Raw genomic sequence first — 21,359 nt, forward strand, 5'->3', positions numbered from 1 at the left:
CATGAAAACACAAGTACTTTCTTACAATTACAACCGCGAACATATCAAACCAGGTATCTTACATATTGGTGTCGGTAACTTCCATCGTGCACATGAAGAATTTTATACTAATTTATTATTAGAAGATCCTACCCAACAGGATTGGGGTATTTGCGGTGCTATGCTATTGCCTGGAGATGAGCGCTTGTACAGAATACTAGAAAAGCAAAAAAAGGAATATACACTAACTATTTGCGGACGAGATGGTAAAGACCAAACTTATCAGATAGGCTCATTAATCGAGTTGATTTGGGGAATCGAGAATCCAGCAGCCATTATTAATAAAATTGCCGATAAAAATATCCATATCATTACACTAACTATCACCGAAGGCGGATATAATATAGCGAAAGCTACCAATGAATTTATGCTGGATAATGAAAATATCAAATATGACTTAGCACACCCACAAAGCCCGAAAACGACCTTTGGCTTTGTAGCCGAAGGATTACGGAAAAGAAAAGCTGTCGGGAATGGACCTATCACAATTTTATCTTGTGACAACTTACAACATAATGGTAACACCGCACGCAAAGCATTTCTCTCCTTTTTCCAAGCCCAAGATCCAGAACTAGCAGAATGGGCAACAGTAAATATCACTTTCCCTAACAGTATGGTAGACCGTATAACCCCCTCGACCCAACCTGAAGACATTATCCGGCTGAACACCCAAAATGGAACTCAAGACGGAGCACCTGTATATTGCGAAGACTTCATCCAATGGGTAGTGGAGGATAAATTTATCGCCGGTCGTCCTGCATGGGAAAAGGTCGGCGTAGAATTTACGCAGGATGTGACTACCTATGAAAATATGAAACTCAGCCTACTGAATGCCTCTCATACCTTACTTTCATATCCTGCTTTCCTGAGCGGATATCGTAAAGTAGACGTCGCCATATCCGATGAACGAATTAAAAAGTTCGTACGTGGCTTCATGGATATTGATATTACTCCGTATGTTCCTGCACCGGGAAACATGGATCTGGATTTGTACAAACAAACTTTAATAGAACGTTTCGGTAATCATACCGTTAGCGACCAAGTAGCGCGTTTATGTTTTGACGGTGCATCCAAATTTCCCGTATATATCATGCCAAATCTGATCCAGATGATCCGTGACCGTGCAAATCTTACTCGCCAAGCGTATCTTTTTGCTGCTTATCGTCATTACTTGAAATATAAGACTGATGATAACGGAACTAAATTTGAGATTGCAGAGCCATGGCTGACAGCAACAGATGACATCCTTATAGCCAGTAATTCCCCAATAGATTTCCTCTCACTATCACCTTTCCAAAGTACAGAACTGAAAGCTGCCGACGAATTTGTTGAATTATATCTGCAAATGGTGAATGCAATCAAAGAAAAAGGAACAATGTCAACACTGGAAAGTATATTATAACAAAACTCTTTTTTGCACCCTAATATTATGAATACACAAAAAAATAACAGTCTCGGTCCATTCATTGTCCTGACTTTCATATATTTCATAGTAGGTTTCCTAACAACTGTGAACGGGCAGTTTCAAGGTCCTTTAAAAATTGCGTTTCTTTCGCATACAGATGAATTGAGAAATACATTAACGACTTTTATATCTTTCTTTTTCTTCCTCGGATATTTACTGAATAGTTCATTAGGAGGAAAATGGATAAACGTGCACGGTTACAAGAAAACATTACTACGCGCACTGTCAATCATGGTTATCGGTCTATTAATGTATTCTCTCTCGTCCTGGCTTGTAGTACATTACGGAGATGCTCGCATCCTAATTTTTAAAGACCAGGTTCCTTATGGCTACTTTATTTTTCTATTGGGCTCCTATTTAATGGGAACATCAGCAGCCTTACTACAAGTTGTAATCAACCCTTATATTGCCGCCTATGAACTGCCAAATACGCAACCGGTACAGCGTATCAATATCGTATGTGCTATCAATTCGTTTGGTACTACGATCGCTCCTTTCTTTGTTACAGGAATTATCTTTGCTGGTGTTACGCTTGAAAGTGTTACGGCCGACCAATTAATGTTTCCCTTTTTAATGATCACCTTATGTATCATTATCACTACATTAATCACCTCCCGACTAAACCTGCCTGATATTCAAGGAACCAGAGTTGACAATGGCAATAAGCCCAAACACAGTATTTGGTCTTATCAACATTTAAGTTTAGGAGTCATCACCCTATTTTTTTATGTAGGGGCAGAAGTATCAATTGGAGTAAATATCAATTTGCATGCAATGGAACTAATAGAAAATGGGCACAGATTTTTTTGCTTTGGAAAAAGTCATATAGTAGTCTGGGGGTTAGATCTAGGTATCCCCGCATTACTTGCTACTCTCTATTGGGGAGGTTTGATGGTAGGAAGGCTTATATTTAGTTTTTTCAACAATGTTTCTCCACGCATATTACTCACTGTAACCAGTATTATTGCTACAATACTTATATTGGTGGCTATTCTTACCAACAATTTATGGATATTGGTATCTGTAGGACTATGCCATTCTGTAATGTGGGGTTGCATATTCACTTTAGCTATTAAAGGATTGCAGCAATACACTTCCAAAGCTTCCGGCATTCTTATGATGGGAGTATTCGGCGGTGCCATATTCCCAGTACTTCAAGGCATCCTTGCCGACACATGGGGAAGCTGGCAATGGACATGGATAATTGCACTTATATGTGAACTAGTTATGCTATATTATGCCATTTCCGGATCACATATTAAAAACTTACCCAAAGTACAACAATCATGATGTTTCCATTAGCTGTCTACATAGAAATAGGACATGTCTAATATATTTTTATGTTTTTATACACGATTCTTAAAAAAAATACATAAATTGCAATATCAATCAATATTTTATACAAATATTCTATCTGTATAAATTAGTTCAATATAAGAGTGCTATCCAAAAACAATAAAGACGTTTTGAGGTTGACAATCAACAGTCCTAATTGTTTATTAAAATATTATCCAAAGTGATGCATTGTGAAACTATAGAAAAACAAAGAAAAATATTATTATCTGTTCGGAATGGCTCCGAGAAAGCCTATCAAGAACTTTATGAGCAATGGGTATCTCGGCTATATGGATTCGTGTTTCAATACCTAAAGTCGAAAGATGCAACCGATGATGTTGTTCAGGAAACTTTTTTACGTATATGGTCTAATCGTGCCAATCTTAATCCAGACGTTTCGTTTAAATCATACTTATTTACGATTGCATATCATTTTCTACTAAAAGAAATGCGCCGTCAATTAAATAACCCCTTGATGGAAGATTACGTTGAATATCTTAATCGGTCGTCTACAGAAATAGCTGAAGCTGAATCATTGATGTGCTATGACCAATTTGTAAATGCATTAGAAAAAGGAAAACAACACCTATCTCCTCGTCAACGTATCATATTCGAAATGAATAAAGAATATGGTATGTCAATTTCTGAAATTTCTGAAAAATTGTCGATAACTAACCAAGTCGTGAGAAATCAATTATATATGGCTCTAAAAATTCTCCGTGTAGAATTGCGTCAATATTATCCTCTTCTTCTTCTCTTCCTGAAAGATATTTGAAAGTTCTCTTGTTTATGTGTTTTATAACATAATACTTTTGATGTTACATTTAGCTTACTTGTGGATATAACATATAAAATGTTATAAATATGCACATAGTAAATAAAGCAAAAGACTTATTAAAGAAGTTTCAGTCTGGTAATCTTTCACTATCGGATTTTAAAGAATTGGTATCAACTGTTAACGACTCGTCTGACCAAGAGTTGGAGGACTTTTTTTTCGAAGAATGGAATAAATTTGATACATATCCTTCTTTATCTCAAGAAAAGATTGACTCCTTGTACTGTCACCTACATAAAAAGATGAAGATCTCACCTTTTTACAAAATAACACGGCACTGGGGACAAATTGCAGCCTCAATTCTTTTGCTTTTTGCAAGTGGATTAACCATACTGTACTACATACAACACCAAGAGTTGCAAACATTGGCTGAACAAGATGTAATAGTACGTTCAGGAGATTCCGGCACTTCTCAAGTGAGTCTTCCTGATGGTACATTGGTTCGTCTAAATGCAAACTCGTCCCTTACATATCAACAAAATTTCGGACAGAATAATCGCAAGGTGAAATTATCGGGTGAAGGATATTTTGAAGTTAAGAAAAACACGGAGAAAAAGTTTATTGTCAATACCGGATATATAGATGTCACAGTTTTAGGAACAAAGTTCAATCTTTATGCCTATGAGGATAAGGATATTATAGAGATGGCTTTGGTAGAAGGACATGTTAATGTATCTACATCGAAGCCTCCCTATCAGACTATTTGCGTTAAACCCAATGAAAAAGTTACTTATAACAAATATGATAATAAACTTAATATAGAAAAGACCACTACTAAAATAGAAACAGCTTGGTTGAACAAAGAATTAGTATTCCGGGAAGAAAAATTGGAGAATGTATTCCAATGTTTATCAAGGAAATTTCGTGTGAAATTCTCAATAGATAGTTCAATATCCGTAGATGATGTATACACTGGTGCATTCGATGATGAGAAAATTGAAGATATATTGGAAGTATTGAAAATACATTATGGATTCAATTACACAGTTAAGGATGGAAAGATAAATATTCGAATGAACAAATAATTATTAATCTTAAAATGAAATGATATGAAAACATGAATGAAAAACAAAAAAACTTCGGATAATTTGCCCATTATCCGAAGTTAAGAATGAGTCTTGTATGAGTTTCCGCTCATACCAACTCTTAATAAAAAAGAAAATAAACCAAATAGTTGTGTATTTATGAAAAATAAAAAACAATTAATCAGTTTAGTGCAGAAAGATAATAAAAATACGATCAAGTTGTATTCCTTATTGTTATTTTTTTGTTTCTTAACATTCACAAGTGCTAATGCACAGACAGGAAAAGTCAACATTAATTTAAAGAATGCATCAGTAAAAGAGTTATTTAATGCAATTGAATCCCAAACACCCTATCATTTCTCATACCGTAGCGTAGAAGTAGAGAATAAAAAAGAGGTCACCATTTCTGTAAAGAATGCTAAACTTAAGGATCTGCTTATTCAAGAACTACCTAAACATCACCTTTCTCATATAGTACAAGGTAACAAAATAATTGTGACCCCAGCTACAGATAACCAGTCCTCTGACAAGTCTAATAAAGTAACAGGGAAAGTGGTTGACACAAATGGCGAGCCTATAGTTGGCGCTACCATCAAGGAACAGGGAACAACGAACGGTACAATTACGGATATGGATGGTAACTTTAGTTTTATGGTTTCTCCCAACACAATGATTGAAATCTCCTATATAGGATATCAAGATCAACGGATAAAAACCGTCTTTGGAAAAAGTATGTTCATTACCTTAAAAGAAGATACAGAACTTCTTGATGAAGTGGTTGTAGTTGGCTATGGAATACAAAAAAAGGTAAATCTGACAGGAGCCGTTTCCGTAGTAGATGCCAAAACAATTCAGAATCGTCCGATTACAAATGCAACCCAAGCATTACAAGGTGCACAAGGAGTTTATGTAAACTCTGCAGCCGGTGCTCAGCCTGGAAACGACGCAGCTACTATTCGTATCCGTGGTATGGGAACATTTTCCAGTGCAGGTAATGACCCATTATTTCTAATTGACGGAGTTCCTGGAACATTGACCGATGTGAATCCAAGCGATATTGCTAGCATTTCCGTATTGAAAGATGCAGCTTCAGCTTCTATCTATGGGTCGCGTGCAGCAAATGGAGTGGTATTGGTGACAACAAAAAAAGCGGAAGCCGGAAAATTTTCTGTTTCATATAACAACTCTTTCGGATTACAGCAAATCACTTATCTGCCAGATGCCGTATGGGACCCGATCCTTTATATGAAAGGTTTTGATAAAGCTTACGAGAACGAAGGAAGAGCACCTCTTTATGCAGATATCATAGAAGAATATAAAGAAGGAATGAAAGTAGATCCTTATACCTATCCGGCAACAGATTGGTTCGATCTTTACTTTCGTGATGCTTTTATGCAAGAACATAATATACGTATCTCCGGTGGCAATGACCATATACAAACTGGTTTATCTGTCGGATACTTAGACCAAGAAGGGGTTGTTAATTTTACAGACGCTAAAAAAGTTTCTATTAATTTCAATAGCACTATTAAATACGGTCAGTTCAAAGCAGGAATCAATGTGTCGGCAAATTATAGAAATTATAATGAACCACATTATGGAATTTCTGATTATATGCAATTAGCAATGCGCGCTCTACCAGTAATGACTCCTTATCTGGCTGATGGCAGTTATGGTCGTAGTTGGGTGGTAACTCCCGGACAAAATACATTCAATAACCTGCTGTCTTGCAAGGATGGAGAGAATAATTACAAACAGACTCGTATTGTCGGTAGTGCATTCGCCGAGTATATTTTCCCTTATGATATCAAATACAACATTACATTGGGAGTCAGAAAAGTAGATTTAACTAGAAGATACTTCCAACCAACAACCTACACTTACAATCCAAAGACATTGGAACCGCAAAAAATGATTGCAAATACAACAGCAATGAATGCAGCGAATGACGATATTAATCCATCAATAAGCCAAACCGTCAATTGGAATCGTAGTTTTAACGGTAAACATAACATCGCTGCCTTGTTGGGTATGAACTACGAAGAATTCAATGCGTGGTCATTCAGTGCAAAAGGACAAAACGGATATTTGGATAATGAGCTGACAGAAGTAGGATTGGCTACAACATTTCTTAAACCGGCCAGCTCAAGTAGCAAGGTTCGGCTACTTTCCTATTTCGGCAGAATAAATTATGATTACGCTGATCGCTATCTATTCGAGGCAAACCTCCGCTACGATGGTTCTTCCCGTTTTGCAAAAGGACATCGCTGGGGACTTTTTCCATCTTTCTCTGCAGGATGGCGTATCGATCAAGAAGCGTTCATGGCAAACACTCAGAATTGGTTGTCAAACTTAAAGTTGAGAGTGTCATGGGGGCAATTAGGAAATCAATCTATTGGTTTATTCCAATACACTCCAATTATGAGTTCTGGTGTAAATTATATATTTGGGAATACAACTGCAACGGGATATGCAATAACTCAAGCTGTTGACCCGGAAATTTCTTGGGAAACAACAACTATCACCAACTTAGCATTGGACTTCGGAATTTTCAATAATTCACTGAGCGGTTCAATTGAATTCTTCAAAAAAAGGACAAAAGACATTCTCCGCTCTGTCAACCAACCATCACAGGTAGGAAATCTAACTGGAGCCATGCGTAATATCGGTACAGTAGATAATACCGGTTTAGAAGCCAATTTAGCTTATCGCAATAATATAGGAGCCTTCAACTATCATGTATTTGGTAACGTGACTTATGTTAAAAACGAAGTAGTACACATTGGTGGTGACGATATGATTAATGGCAAAAGAATTACGAGAGAAGGATATCCAATTGACGCTTATTATCTTTATATCTGTGACGGGATTTTCCAATCAGAAGATCAAGTAAAACACCATGCTTACCAAAGTGCTAACACACATGCCGGTGATTTAATTTTCAGGGATGTGTCCGGTCCTGAAGGAGTACCAGATGGACAAATTACAGAAGATGATCGTGTGGTGACAGGCAGTTCAGTACCAGATTTCACTTATTCGTTTGGCTTAAACCTAGATTATAAAGGAATAGGACTGAATGTATTTTTTCAAGGAGTATCAGGAATTAGCACTTACCCTACTCATAATTTGGTGTACCCCTATGCTAATGGAGCAGGTGTTACCTATGAGTGGCTAAAAAGAGCGTGGACTCCCGAAAATACCGGTGGTGGATTCCCCCGTTTACTGACTACTAACAGTCAACATGATAATTATACGAAATCCAGCACATTTTGGTTAAGAGATGCCTCCTATTTACGTTTAAAAAACATTCAACTGAGTTATGATTTTCCGAAAAAATGGATCGCTCCATTAAAAATAGCAGCGTTAAAAGTATTTGTGAATGCAGAAAATCTCTTGACATTCTCTGACTTTGACATATTTGATCCGGAAAGATCGTTAACTTCAGACTATATATGGTCATACCCTTCTGTAAAATCATTTACAGGGGGAATCAATGTTACATTCTAAATTATGCCAATTATGAAGAAAATATTAACTGGATTTGTTTTTTGTCTTTCTATAACAAGCTGTTCTCTAGACACAATTCCCACAAGCCAGTATGTTGAAGATAACTTTTGGAAAACCCCTGAACAAATTGAGGCAGGTTTGGTAGCTTGTTATAATACGATGTATAATGTATATATGTACGGAAGTAATCTAATTTTTAGTGAAACCGGAACCCCTAACGCTTACAATTATAATGGAACTTATGGATGGCGGGTAATCGGTGACGGATCGGTAAACTCTATTAATTCAGATATTGTCAATGGTAAATGGGGAGCTTGTTACCAAGGTATCGGGCGTTGCAATACATTTATAGCCGGTGCTCCTTCTTTTGTTATTTCAGAAGAAGATAAAAAAGAAATGGTAGGAGAAGCAAAATTCCTACGTGCGTTGTTTTATTTTGATCTTACTAACATGTATGGTGATGCTCCCTTAATTTTAGATAAACCGGATGTAAATACACAGTCATTTCTACCAAGAGATCCGAAAGCTAAAATTATGGCTCAGGTTATTCAAGATCTGAAAGATGCTTTTTCTGTATTGCCGGCAACTTCTTCCCAGACAGGAAGAGCCAATAAATGGGCGGCAAAAGCATTACTAGCACGTGTCTATCTATACAACGAGATGTGGGAAGAAGCAGAAAAAGCTGCAGAAGAAGTAATGAAATCCCAAAAATACTCTCTCTTTCCAGATTATCGCAATCTATTCTCAAGAGATCATGAAAACAATCAAGAAGTAATCTTTGATGTACAATATTTGTATCCAACTTTTGTACATTCGGGAGATGGACTAGATGTCATACTTCGCCAATTCAATACAATTGCCCCAACTTTAGATTTGGTAAAATCTTACGATATGAAAGATGGTTCATCGTACACCGATGGAAAAGATTTATATACAGATAGAGATCCTCGTTTCTATGCCACTATTGTTTATCCCGGTGCCACTTATATGGGACAGATTGTAACAAACGATAAATTCATAAATACTGGTTATACATTCAAGAAATATTCGCGTTATGACACAGCTGCCGCCGCCATAGACGATAAGAATGATATCAATATTATTCTTATGCGCTATGCTGATATACTTATGATATATGCGGAAGCACGAAATGAACGTTTAGATAAACCAGATCAACCTATATACGATGCCATAAACGAGGTACGTAATCGTCCTAGCGTAAAGATGCCTTTGTTTGATAAAACAAAAGATAATTTTACAAAAGAGCAGATGCGTGAAAGAATACGACATGAACGCCGCATCGAATTTGCAGGTGAAGGTTGGTATTACAATGATATACGCCGCTGGAAAATCGCAAAGAAACTAATGAACGGTAGTACCGTACAAAAATATGATGGTTCCATTATTGAAAGACGTATATTTAACGATAAGAATTATCTATTTCCACTTCCACAGCAAGAAGTGAATGATAATCCGAATCTATTACCCAATAATCCCGGCTGGTAAAAAATAAATTTCTTATCAAAATGATCAATAAGTATCCATTATTATATATGTTCTTTTTGCCTGTAATGTGTCCATCAGGAACAAAAGCTCAGAATCCGGATCAACGACCAAACATTATTTATATTTTGGCGGATGATATCGGTTATGGGGATCTAGGGTGCTATGGGCAGCAAAAGATAGAAACGCCGAATTTAGATCAGTTAGCTGCAAAAGGTATGCGGTTTACCCAACATTATTCCGGTTCTGCGGTTTCTTCTCCTTCCCGTTGTTCATTAATGACAGGATTACATACGGGACATGCCTATATTCGTGGAAATGACGAATTACCTGAACGAGGTGATATTGGGAACTATTTGGCTGTATTGGCAGATTCCACTTTGGAAGGGCAACGTCCGATGCCTGAAGGTACGATAACGGTGGCGTCCTTATTAAAGCAAGCAGGTTATACAACCGGTTGCGTTGGCACATGGTGTTTAGGCTATCCAGGATCAAGTTCTACTCCCCGCAAAATGGGCTTCGATTTTTTCTATGGGTATCATTGTCAACGACAGGCACATGATTATTATCCACCTTTTCTGTGGCGAAACGAACATCGGGAATATCTGCCTAATCGCCTTCTTTCACCAAATCAGAAATTCGATGCAACAGCCGATCCTAATAAGAAAGAAAGTTATGAATTCCTTGTCTCCAAATCTTACGCACCGGAGTTAATGCTTCATGAGGTCCTTTCATTTGTAAAACGACACAAAGAACGTCCTTTCTTTCTATATTGGCCTACTCCCATTGCACATGTACCATTGCAAGCACCTCAACGCTGGATTGATTATTATGTAAAAAAATTCGGTGACGAGTCCCCTTATTTGGGTGACAAAGGATACTTCCCTTGTCGCTATCCAAAAGCTACATACGCTGCCATGGTTAGTTATATGGATGAGCAAGTCGGCTGTCTGGTTGAATTATTAAAAGAATGCGGGATTTATGAAAACACATTGATCCTATTCAGCAGTGATGACGGACCGACTCACAACGGAGGAGTGAATGCTCCTTGGTTTGATAGTGCAGGACCCTTCAAATCGGAAAAGGGCTGGGGAAAAGGCAGTTTACGTGAAGGTGGTATCCGAGTGCCAATGATTGTTCATTGGCACGATCAGATCACCGCCGGATCTGTCAGCGATCATATTTGCGCCTTTTGGGATGTGTTGCCTACATTAGGCGAAATTAGCGGCTATTCCTACAAAAAAACAGATGGCATCAGTTTTTTTCCTACTTTGAAAGGCAACCGTCAAGAAGTGCATGAATATCTTTATTGGGAGCTTCCGGAAGGGAAAGGTTCGAAAGCTATCCGCATGGGAAAATGGAAAGGATATCTTTCTAATATTAAAAACGGAAACCGTTGTGTAGAGTTGTATGACCTGGAAACAGATCCGCAAGAACAGTACAATCTTTCATCTATTTATCCGAATGTAGTGAAGGAAATAGAGAAAAAGATGAAAAAAGCTCATACGGAATCCCCTGTTACTAATTACAAATTATAAATTATCGAAAATATGAAAAAATGGAATTTATTACTTGTATTGGCTTTACTTTTTGTTGCATGTAAAGATGAATACGATGTCAATTTAGATGAGCTTTATGGCACTACCTCCGGCTCATCTTCTAAAGTAGATAAAGAAATCATTACATGTGGAGACTCAAAAGTCATGATTATCAATATAGGCAAAGCCTCTATGACCACAGTACCATATGAGTGGGAATGGGATTCGAAAACAGCCAATGACCTTTCTGTAACATTGAAAGGACGTTTATTGGGAATGGATGAATGCAAAGTCGTAAATGAAGGAAACGACCAACTTGTCTTGCTAACATCTTCGGGAGGATCAGCTCTTATTCTTTCTCGTAAAACCAAAAAATGTTTATTCACTGCTGTGGATGCTCCAGGAGCACACTCTATTGAATTGCTGCCCAACAATCGAGTCGTTGTGGCCCTCTCTGGTGACGCAGGCGGCTTTCAGGTATATGACAGAAACGCTTCCAATAAAGTTATCTTTAAAGAAGATCAAAAAGGCGGACATGGTGTCATTTGGATGGAAAATCAGCAACTTTTATATGCATTAGGATATGATAAATTACTCGCTTATGAACTAAAAGATTGGAATACATCAACGCCTTCATTTGTGAAGAAGCAAGAATGGAATCTACCTTTAGGTGGGACAGAGCAAATACCGGATGGACATGATTTAATTCGCATTTCAGATCATGAACTAGGATTCACAACAGCTTATAACGTATATGTACTCGATACAAATACAGGAACTATCTCTGAATTCGAACCTATGAAAGGTCGCAAATTTATCAAATCCTTCAATTACGATAAAGAAAGCGGATACTTAGTTTATACTTATGCAGATATTGAGTGGTGGACACATAATATTCACATCCAAAATCCCAACAAAACAATCACCATCAGTAATGTAAATCTTTATAAAGTGAGAACAGTACCTGAAAGGGAATAAATAAACAGAAAGAAGCGATTACAAATTTGTAAAAAATAGCTTTCTAAATAGTTCGTAAAATGGATATAAGAAAAAAAATATGAAAAAGATATATGCAATATTTATACTTTTTTTTGTCTTGTGCGCATGTGCTACCGGACAAAAAAAGAACGAAATTGTTGTCTGTGGTGACGACAAAGTATGGATTGTCAATGTAGATAACTCAGAGGGAAAAAATTTAGATATCGTATGGAAATGGAATGCACAAGAGTCTAATATCCCTGACGATTTCAAAAAATACTTTCGAGGAATGGATGAATGCAAAACTGCAAAAAATGGTGACTGGTTACTTACATCTTCTTCGGCTGGAGGAGCAGCAATTATTGAGCGTTCATCTGAAAAATGCTTGTTTTATGCAAGAGTTCCAGCCGCACATTCCATAGAGCTACTTCCTGATAATCGGGTAGTGGTAGCATTATCACATAATGAAGAAGGAGACTGTATACAATTATTTGACATCAACCGCCCTAACCAAGTTCTTTTTCAGGATAGTCTTTTTTGGGGGCATGGAGTAATCTGGATGAAAAACCGTCAATTGTTGTACGCACTCGGCTTTAATGAATTAAAAGCTTATTCCCTAAAGAATTGGAAAAGTGAGCAACCAACATTACAGATGGAAAAAGTATGGAAACTGCCAACAGACGACGGACACGATTTGATTCGCATTTCAGAAAATGAATTGGGATTTACAACATCGTCCGGAACTTATGTAATTGATTTGGACACGGAAAAAATTGTTTCATTTCAACCTTTAGAAGGGAAAAAATTCATCAAGTCATTTAATTATAACAAGGAAAATGGAATTTTGAGTTATACACAAGCCGAAATAGAATGGTGGACTCACAATATTTATCTGGAGAATCCAAAGAAAACGTTAACTATAGACAGCATCAATCTGTATAAGGTTCGTCCAGTTATCTATGAATAATCATAAAATTAAAAAAGTATTTATGCATATTATTAATAAAATATTAATATTGGGGAGTTGGCTAGTTGTTCTATTGTTAGTCCATACTTCATGCACAAACTCTGTTGAGCATTCAGAAAAGACATTAAATTTACTTCCTGAACCTGCCCAGTTAACAGTAGGAAAAGAAGCATTCATTCTGCAGGACGATATGATTATCAGCATCAATGCCCCCTCTTTAAAATCAGCCGCAGATTATTTAGTTACCATCTTACAACGTGCCACTGGTTATAAGTTTGTTGTTACAGAAGAGGAAAGAGGCCATATTCAACTATGTATAGATGAAAAACTACCTCACAAAGAAGGCAATTACACTTTAAAGGTTACCTCGAACCAAATACACATATCTTCGGCAAATTATGCCGGTGTAATAGCCGCTATATCAACAATCCGTCAAATGTTTCCTGTTGAAATAGAAGCATCAACCGTTGTTTTGGATACAGTTTGGTCAATACCAACTGTTTCTATCATAGATGAACCACGTTTTGCATGGAGAGGCATACTACTTGATGTAGCTCGCCATTTTTTCAGTAAAGAAGAAGTGAAAGAGTTGTTAGATGTTATGGCACTTTATAAGATGAATAAGTTTCATTGGCATCTGACTGATGATCAGGGGTGGCGCATTGAAATTAAGAAATATCCCCTACTGACAGAGAAAGGGGCATGGCGCACATTTAATGACCAAGATCGTATTTGCATGAGTCGTTCAAAAAGAGAACAAAATCCCTCTCTTGCCATTCCTTCTGATAAATTACGAATTATAGAAGGGGATACTCTATATGGGGGCTTCTATACACAGGAAGATATACGTGAAATTATAAGGTATGCAGCAGTACGTGGCATCGACGTAATTCCAGAGATAGACATGCCGGGACATATGCAAACAGCAGTTAGCCTTTATGCGAATGTATCTTGTTTTCCACAAAAAGAAGCACCGATGAATATTTCTTCTCCTGTTTGTCCGGGTAAAGAGAGTGCCTTAGAGTTTTGCAAGAACGTGTATGACGAGATTTTCCGGCTATTCCCTTCTGAATATGTACACTTAGGAGCGGATGAAGTTTCAAAAAAGAATTGGGAAAAGTGTTCAGACTGTCAGAAACGTATGAAAGTAAACAACTTAAAGACAGAAGAAGAACTTCAATCATGGTTCATTCATCAAATGGAACAATATTTCAATGAAAATGGAAAACGTTTGATTGGCTGGGATGAAATATTGCAAGGTGGAGTGTCGCCTACGGCTACAGTGATGTGGTGGCAAAGCTATGAAAAAGAGGTTGTAAAAAAATCCATAGCCCGAGGTAATTCGGTCATTCTTTGCCCGAACTACGATTTCTATTTGGATTATTCCGAAATAGGACAGTCCACTCGTCTGATTTGTGAATCAGTATCTTTATTGGACTCATTGAACGAATCTCAATCCAAACGAATATTAGGAGTACAAGGAAACATTTGGGGTGAGTTCATTCCTTCCCGTGAACGAATGCATTATATGGCATTTCCTCGGTTGCTCGCCATTGCAGAGACCGGTTGGTCGCAAGCCGCAAATTACAATTGGAAAAGCTTCCAGAGACGCATGACCGGACAATTCAATCGTTTAGATGCATTGAGAATAGATTACCGCATGGCTGATTTGGAAGGATTTTGCAACATAAATACTTTTATCGGTGAAACTAAAGTAAATGTTATTTCCCCTGATCCAGACGCTGTTATCCATTATACTGACGATGGCACAGAGCCAACCGAAAAATCGGCAGTATACACCACTCCTATATCCATCCGCGATTCTGTAAGTTTTGCGTTCCGCGCATATCGCCCCAATGGAAAATCAAGTAAAGTTTTCCGTGCTTCTTATAAAAAGCAGAATGGATATATTCCAGCGGTAGATATTAAAGCTCCGAAGAAAAAAGGATTAATGCTTACATGGTATGAAGGCGACATTCCTTCTTGCCAAGTAATAGAAAATTACCATTTAAAAGAAAAGAGAACCATTGACGATGTATATATTCCTTCAGAAGTAGGCAACAGTAAAGTAGGTTTAATTTTTACCGGTTATTTTTACGTATCGGTTGACGGTATCTATTCATTCAGCCTTTCATCTGATGAAGGAAGTACATTAAAAGTAGATGAAGAAATGATTATAGACAACGGAGGCCGACATTTGAGAAATGAAGTTTCAAGTCAACGTGCATTGGCAAAAGGATGGCATCCGTTAGAAGTTCGTTACTTCGATTTCAATGGTGGATGTTTGTCGTTAAAGATGCATGATGCTTCAGGCAAACAAATAAAACCAATATACAACCATTAATTAACCAATGATAAATAATCATGAGAACACAACTGATAATTATATTGTCGCTGTTGAATGTATGTTTGGTGCCTGCCCAAGAGCGTGATACGCGTGTGCGTACCTACATTACTCCCACCCGGATTGTTTGGCAACAAGACAGTGATCATATCACTAATTGTAATTTTCTGTTAAACCAGGGAGATGGTCAGGCTTATTGGGGAGCGTATTACGATTACGAATCAATAGATACCGGTTTACAAGGCAAGAAAGAGAAAACGGTCAAAGCCGCCACATATTGCCAACTATCTTCTACCGATGGGGCTCGTCCAGCTATTCTGCTTGATTTCGGTAAAGAACTTCATGGCGGAGTACAATTAGTCACTGGTGCCTGGCCAAGCCATAAGCCGGTAAAAATCCGTCTTCGTTATGGCGAATCGGTCAGTGAAGCAATGTCCGACATAGATGGCAAAGGAGGAGCGACAAACGACCATGCTATTAGAGATCAAGAGCTTATCCTTCCATGGCTCGGAGTATATGAAACAGGAAACTCCGGTTTTCGTTTTGTGCGCATTGATCTATTGGATACAGACGCAATACTTGAGCTTAAGGAGGTCCGTGCAATCTCTATCATGCGCGATATTCCGTATCGCGGTTCTTTCCAATGTAATGATGAGAAACTTAACACAATATGGCGGACGGGAGCTTATACCGTTCACCTGAATATGCAGAATCATCTCTGGGATGGAATTAAACGAGACCGTTTGGTCTGGATAGGTGATTCCTATCCAGAGGTGATGACTGTAAACTCCGTGTTCGGTTACAATGAAGTGGTACCTAAAAGTTTGGATTTAATGCGTGACATCACGCCATTGCCACATTGGATGAATGCAGGATTCTCCTCTTATTCTATCTGGTGGCTGTTGTGTCATTATGAATGGTATCGCTATCATGGAAATAAAGCCTATCTGGAACAATCACGTGATTATATTACAGCTTTATTGAGACAATTAATGACTCAAATAGCCCCCGATGGGCAGGAATGTCTGGATGGCACTCGTTTTTTGGATTGGCCATCGAATAGCAACAAAGACGCAATTGCGGCAGGACTCCAGGCCTTAATGGTTTGGGGAATGCGAGTTGGAGTTGAATTTGCAGAACTATTTGAAGACAGACAATTGTCTAATGACTGTAAAGCTGCCGAGAAGAAGTTGGTAAAAGCTGCATCCAAAGTTTATAAAAAGTTTTTAGCTTCCTGTCCGGCTCCCGATGCGCCCGGCTCCAAGCAAGTGGCTGCATTAATGACGATTACAGGATTAATTGATGCCCCAAAAGCTGATAAAGAATTCCTCTCAATAAATGGTGCACAGGGCTTCTCTACTTTTTATGGCTATTATATGTTGGAAGCAATGGCTACGGCCGGCAATTATCAAGGAGCATTAGACGTGATTCGTGAATATTGGGGAGCAATGATCGACTTGGGAGCCACTAGCTTTTGGGAAGATTTCGATATCAATTGGATTCCGAATGCAACCCCCATCGACGAACTAGTACCGGAAGGGAAAAAAGATATTCATGGTGACTGTGGCGCTTATTGCTATGTAGGCTTCCGTCATAGTTTGTGTCACGGTTGGGCTTCAGGACCAACTTCTTGGTTGAGCCGTCACATTTTAGGTGTGGAAGTAATAGAACCTGGATGTCGTCAAGTACGTATAACTCCTCATTTAGGTGATTTGCAGTGGGTGAAAGGTACATTTCCAACCCCCTATGGTGAAATACAAATTTACCATGAGAAGCAAGCAAATGGCAATGTAATATCAGAGGTGAAAGCCCCTAAGGGAGTATCGGTCATCAAATAGATAATGAGTTTTATCAAACTATTAATAAGGTGGTTTACACTGCCGAAATGTATAACTTATAATGAATAAACAAATGAAAAAGAGTCTATTAATGAATGCTTGGATGATGCTTGCATTATTCATATGTATGGGTATTTTCTCCTGTTCAGACAATTCTGAAAATGGAGTAAAAGAGCCTCTTGTACTACGCTTGGTTGATAAAAACGGAAACCCTGTTGGTGGTATCAATGGTGGAGACTATAATTTGACTGGCAATGTTGAAAATCTAACATTAAGGGTGATGAGCAACTTGGACTGGAAAATAACAATCCCCGAAGGCAACGAATGGTTTAAAGTTGACATCGCAGAAGGAGTCGGTTTCAAAGAAGTTTCATTTACAGCAACCGAAAATGAAGGGTTGGAAGAAAGAAAAGCTCAAGTCATATTATCTTCTACTCAAAATTCATCTGTTCAAGACTTCATATTGAATTGTATTCAACCGGGTGGTCCAAGGTTAATAGTAACTCCCGAAAATGCATCTGTTGGAAAGGAAGGAAAAGATGTCGTTGTCGCAATTAGCACTAACTTACCTTCATTGAAATGTATCATTCCTGAAAATGTAAAATGGATTACTCAAAAATCATTAACAAATAAGCAGTTAGTGCTTACAGTAGCCGCAAGTGATATCGCAAAAATACGTACCGCAACAGTGGAAGTAACCTCTGAATCATCTGCTTATCCTACAACAAAAAGTATAGAAATCAGACAAGCGGGTGCTGTGGATATGGCAGAGTTGCTCGATGTTAAGTTCAATGCAGATGGTACTGCAGAAGATCTTTCTGCGATGAAAATGCCTATTAAAACATTTGCCGGTCCTACTTTGACCATGATTGAAAATGAGACATTTGGTTATATTGCCAAATTCGATCCGGAAACAGTAAATCAAAATAAAATTACCAGTGGATTCTATACTGTTGATTTCACCCAAAACATAAGTTTCCAAAATGCAATTGCTGATGGATTCTCGATGGAATTATACGTGACTGCTAAAGATTATGGAGAAAAAAGTGCTCCCATTCCAATGGGATGTCATGGTGGCGGTGGGGTTGCTTTTATTTGGCATGATGACAATAACAGCTGGAGTTTTGAACCTTATATAGGTAATTATTCTGCTTGTAATATGCCTCCACTGGGCGAAGTACCAGAAGAAACTTGGTATCATGTAGTGGGTGTTTGGGACGGTACAGGAAATGCAGATGCCATTAAATTGTATGTAGATGGAAAAGTTGAAGCACAAAGAGCCCCTGCTAGTGGTAATTCATTCCAATTTCCAGGAAATAAATGGTTCGTAATTGGTGGCGACGCTGGTGCTGCAAATGAGGCAGACAGAGCCTATAAAGGTCAAATTGCTATAACTCGTATATATGATCGTGCTTTGACAGCCGAAGAAGTTAAAGCATTATATAATACACTGAAAGAATAACCCACTTCGCAGATGAATCATTTTCATAGGTAATCAGAATAAATAAGCTACAGAGATTTCTTTCCAGCTTCTAATTCTATAGGTTGAAAAGCAATCTCTGTAGCTTTCACCTTGAGGTAAAGTTCATTCAACATAGATTCACATAACTAATGAAAAAAATTATCGTATCTTTAATAGTGGGCATATTAACAGCAGCACATATTCAAGCCCAAAATTCAGATAACACCCGAGCGCAGTGGATAAGCGGGGAACTTTGTAATAGTGCTACAAATACTTGGCTGATATACCGTAAAACGGTACATATTGATAATATTCCCCGATCCCTTATTGCTAATATTGCAGCAGACAGTAAATATTGGTTGTGGATTAACGGCCAAATGGTGGTATTTGAAGGAGGACTGAAACGAACTCCCTCACCTTACGATACTTATTATGATCCTGTTGAAATAGCTCCTTTTTTACAAATAGGAGAAAATACAATTGCTGTTTTAGTTTGGCACTTTGGAAAATCCGGATTTAGTCATAACAATAGTGGTCTGGCAGCATTTTTTTTTGAAGCAACTTCACCAGAGATAAATATTTTATCTGATGATAGCTGGGAGAGTGATGTATATACCGCATATCAGAATACCATGACACCACCTAATCCCAATTGGCGTTTGGCAGAAAGTAATATTTTATTTGATGCCAGAAAAGAGAAGCTTGGATGGAATCTACCCGGATATAGAGGAGTTATTCCGAAAGCCATTGTCGTTTCAGAGGTAGGTGTTTCTCCTTTTGGTAAACTAATAAAACGCCCGATTCCTTTATGGAAAGATTATGGACTACGCCCCTATATCAGTATTCGATATTCAGCTAATAAAGATACAGTCTATTGCCGTCTGCCGTATAATTGTCAGATTACCCCCTATTTAAAAGTGGAGGCTCCTGCTGGTAAAAAGATCAATATACGAACTGATAATTATTGTGGTGGTTCTGAATACAATGTTCGTGCAGAATATATCACTCGGAACGGATTGCAAGAATATGAAAGTTATGGCTGGATGAATGGGCATGAAGTTCAGTATATTATTCCTAAAGGAGTTAAGATTGTCAGTTTGAAATTTAGGGAAACAGGATATAATACAGAAATCTCCGGTAATTTTTATTGTAATGACCCTTTCTTGAATGAATTATGGAAACGCTCTGCCCGCACATTATATATAACTATGCGCGATAATTATATGGATTGCCCAGATCGTGAACGTGCGCAATGGTGGGGAGATGAGGTAAATGAATTAGGCGAAGCATTTTATGCACTTTCTCCTTCCAGTTATCAATTAGCCCTCAAAGGTGTGTATGAATTAATAAATTGGCAGAAACCGAATGGGATATTCTTTTCTCCTATTCCCGGTAATAGGAGAGAACTTCCGCTACAGACATTGGCAACTATTGGTTGGTATGGATTTTACACGTTAGCATTTTATAGCGGAGATAATAGTTTTATCCCGGATATTTATGATCGTATACACCGCTATTTACACGAAGTATGGAAAATAAATGAGAAAGGATTAGTTATTGAACGAAAAGGAGACTGGAATTGGGGAGATTGGGGAGAGAATATTGATATGGGAGTATTGACAAATTGTTGGTACTATTTAGCTTTAAAAGCAGAACGAGAATTTGCCCGACAATTAGGCAAGTCATCTGACGTGGAAGAGATATCATCTTTGATGCGTGGGATTGAGAAAGAATTTGATTCAGAATTCTGGACCGGAACTTGTTATCGTTCTCCACTGTATACCCATGCAACAGATGATCGTGCACAAGCAATGGCTGTGGTATCTGGATTAGCTTCTTCTGACAAATACCCACAACTTTTGGAAATATTCAAAAATGAATATCATGCAAGCCCGTACATGGAAAAATATGTTTTAGAAGCTCTTTTCATAATGAATGAACCATCATTTGCTTTATATCGTATGAAAAAACGTTATTCAAAGATGTTGAGTTACAAAGATTATACCACATTATTCGAAGGTTGGGGAATTGGTCAGGAAGGTTTCGGAGGTGGTACCATAAATCATGCATGGAGTGGCGGACCATTAACTTTGTTAAGTCAAAAAGTTTGTGGTATAACTCCTATAACTCCAGGATTCAAAGTTATTCGTGTTGCCCCACAAATGGGAGATTTAACAAATGCGTCAGCTACGATTGAAACTATTGCCGGAAAGGTTCAGGTTGTATTAAAACGAAAAAAGAATCAAATTCATATGTCTTTATGCATACCAGATGGTATAACAATAGAAGTACCATATACGAAAGATAAAATAAAAATCCTGAATTCAGGAAGGCATAATCTTACAATATCCAACTCTAACAATTAGCTTTAATAAAATGGGGAATAAATGCTGTAAAAAGCCTTTATTTCCCATTTTATTAAAGCTAATTTACTAATGCAAAAATTATATTTTACTACAAATAAAAAAATAGCTAAACAAAAAATATTTCCACATTACATTAGTACTTTACAGATATTATAAA

General features: G+C 37.7%; 13 protein-coding genes. All 13 read left to right on the forward strand.

The window, feature by feature from the left end:
* The first annotated feature begins 1 nt into the window (after position 1).
* The gene (locus NQ505_RS00310; RefSeq protein ID WP_004299241.1) at positions 2 to 1,441 is read left to right on the forward strand and encodes a mannitol dehydrogenase family protein; all 1,440 of its coding nucleotides are present in this window, start codon (positions 2 to 4) and stop codon (positions 1,439 to 1,441) included.
* Positions 1,442 to 1,468: 27 nt separating this feature from the next.
* Entirely contained in the window at positions 1,469 to 2,794 is a 1,326-nt protein-coding gene (locus NQ505_RS00315) for an MFS transporter (RefSeq protein WP_008998933.1), read from the forward strand.
* A 229-nt stretch (positions 2,795 to 3,023) separates the two neighbouring features.
* Positions 3,024 to 3,614 carry an RNA polymerase sigma factor gene (locus NQ505_RS00320; protein WP_008998934.1) on the forward strand — a complete coding sequence of 197 codons (591 nt, stop codon included), beginning with the start codon at positions 3,024 to 3,026 and terminating at the stop codon, positions 3,612 to 3,614.
* Positions 3,615 to 3,703: 89 nt separating this feature from the next.
* Complete coding sequence (locus NQ505_RS00325) at positions 3,704 to 4,699, forward strand: FecR family protein (protein WP_008998935.1); 996 nt, start codon at positions 3,704 to 3,706, stop codon at positions 4,697 to 4,699.
* A gap of 159 nt (positions 4,700 to 4,858) precedes the next feature.
* Positions 4,859 to 8,206: a SusC/RagA family TonB-linked outer membrane protein gene (locus tag NQ505_RS00330; protein ID WP_008998936.1), complete on the forward strand. Its 3,348-nt coding sequence runs from the start codon at positions 4,859 to 4,861 to the stop codon at positions 8,204 to 8,206.
* A gap of 12 nt (positions 8,207 to 8,218) precedes the next feature.
* Positions 8,219 to 9,712, forward strand: coding sequence for a RagB/SusD family nutrient uptake outer membrane protein (locus NQ505_RS00335; protein ID WP_008998937.1), 1,494 nt, complete (start codon positions 8,219 to 8,221; stop codon positions 9,710 to 9,712).
* A 20-nt stretch (positions 9,713 to 9,732) separates the two neighbouring features.
* A complete protein-coding gene (locus NQ505_RS00340; RefSeq protein ID WP_008998938.1) occupies positions 9,733 to 11,247 on the forward strand; it encodes an arylsulfatase in 1,515 nt (504 codons plus the stop codon).
* Positions 11,248 to 11,259: 12 nt separating this feature from the next.
* The gene (locus tag NQ505_RS00345) at positions 11,260 to 12,225 is read left to right on the forward strand and encodes a DUF6528 family protein (protein ID WP_008998939.1); all 966 of its coding nucleotides are present in this window, start codon (positions 11,260 to 11,262) and stop codon (positions 12,223 to 12,225) included.
* Between the two features lie 79 nt (positions 12,226 to 12,304).
* Positions 12,305 to 13,192 (forward strand): DUF6528 family protein, encoded by an 888-nt coding sequence (locus tag NQ505_RS00350; protein WP_008998940.1) that lies wholly within the window; start codon positions 12,305 to 12,307, stop codon positions 13,190 to 13,192.
* Positions 13,193 to 13,214: 22 nt separating this feature from the next.
* A complete protein-coding gene (locus tag NQ505_RS00355; protein ID WP_008998941.1) occupies positions 13,215 to 15,536 on the forward strand; it encodes a family 20 glycosylhydrolase in 2,322 nt (773 codons plus the stop codon).
* 20 nt (positions 15,537 to 15,556) lie between these two features.
* The gene (locus NQ505_RS00360) at positions 15,557 to 17,374 is read left to right on the forward strand and encodes an alpha-L-rhamnosidase C-terminal domain-containing protein (RefSeq protein WP_195646197.1); all 1,818 of its coding nucleotides are present in this window, start codon (positions 15,557 to 15,559) and stop codon (positions 17,372 to 17,374) included.
* 73 nt (positions 17,375 to 17,447) lie between these two features.
* Positions 17,448 to 18,836 carry a LamG-like jellyroll fold domain-containing protein gene (locus NQ505_RS00365; protein ID WP_008998942.1) on the forward strand — a complete coding sequence of 463 codons (1,389 nt, stop codon included), beginning with the start codon at positions 17,448 to 17,450 and terminating at the stop codon, positions 18,834 to 18,836.
* 149 nt (positions 18,837 to 18,985) lie between these two features.
* The gene (locus NQ505_RS00370; protein WP_008998943.1) at positions 18,986 to 21,202 is read left to right on the forward strand and encodes an alpha-L-rhamnosidase C-terminal domain-containing protein; all 2,217 of its coding nucleotides are present in this window, start codon (positions 18,986 to 18,988) and stop codon (positions 21,200 to 21,202) included.
* Positions 21,203 to 21,359: the final 157 nt, after the last annotated feature.

This window comes from Bacteroides sp. D2 (assembly GCF_025147085.1).
GTDB lineage: Bacteria > Bacteroidota > Bacteroidia > Bacteroidales > Bacteroidaceae > Bacteroides.

Bases quoted from the DNA above. Each gene is read 5' to 3' on its own strand.
- NQ505_RS00320 (WP_008998934.1), top strand. From the start codon at position 3,024: ATGCATTGTGAAACTATAGAAAAACAAAGAAAAATATTATTATCTGTT.
- NQ505_RS00355 (WP_008998941.1), top strand. From the start codon at position 13,215: ATGCATATTATTAATAAAATATTAATATTGGGGAGTTGGCTAGTTGTT.
- NQ505_RS00325 (WP_008998935.1), top strand. From the start codon at position 3,704: ATGCACATAGTAAATAAAGCAAAAGACTTATTAAAGAAGTTTCAGTCT.
- NQ505_RS00335 (WP_008998937.1), top strand. From the start codon at position 8,219: ATGAAGAAAATATTAACTGGATTTGTTTTTTGTCTTTCTATAACAAGC.
- NQ505_RS00315 (WP_008998933.1), top strand. From the start codon at position 1,469: ATGAATACACAAAAAAATAACAGTCTCGGTCCATTCATTGTCCTGACT.
- NQ505_RS00345 (WP_008998939.1), top strand. From the start codon at position 11,260: ATGAAAAAATGGAATTTATTACTTGTATTGGCTTTACTTTTTGTTGCA.
- NQ505_RS00340 (WP_008998938.1), top strand. From the start codon at position 9,733: ATGATCAATAAGTATCCATTATTATATATGTTCTTTTTGCCTGTAATG.
- NQ505_RS00310 (WP_004299241.1), top strand. From the start codon at position 2: ATGAAAACACAAGTACTTTCTTACAATTACAACCGCGAACATATCAAA.
- NQ505_RS00350 (WP_008998940.1), top strand. From the start codon at position 12,305: ATGAAAAAGATATATGCAATATTTATACTTTTTTTTGTCTTGTGCGCA.
- NQ505_RS00370 (WP_008998943.1), top strand. From the start codon at position 18,986: ATGAAAAAAATTATCGTATCTTTAATAGTGGGCATATTAACAGCAGCA.
- NQ505_RS00360 (WP_195646197.1), top strand. From the start codon at position 15,557: ATGAGAACACAACTGATAATTATATTGTCGCTGTTGAATGTATGTTTG.
- NQ505_RS00365 (WP_008998942.1), top strand. From the start codon at position 17,448: ATGAAAAAGAGTCTATTAATGAATGCTTGGATGATGCTTGCATTATTC.
- NQ505_RS00330 (WP_008998936.1), top strand. From the start codon at position 4,859: ATGAAAAATAAAAAACAATTAATCAGTTTAGTGCAGAAAGATAATAAA.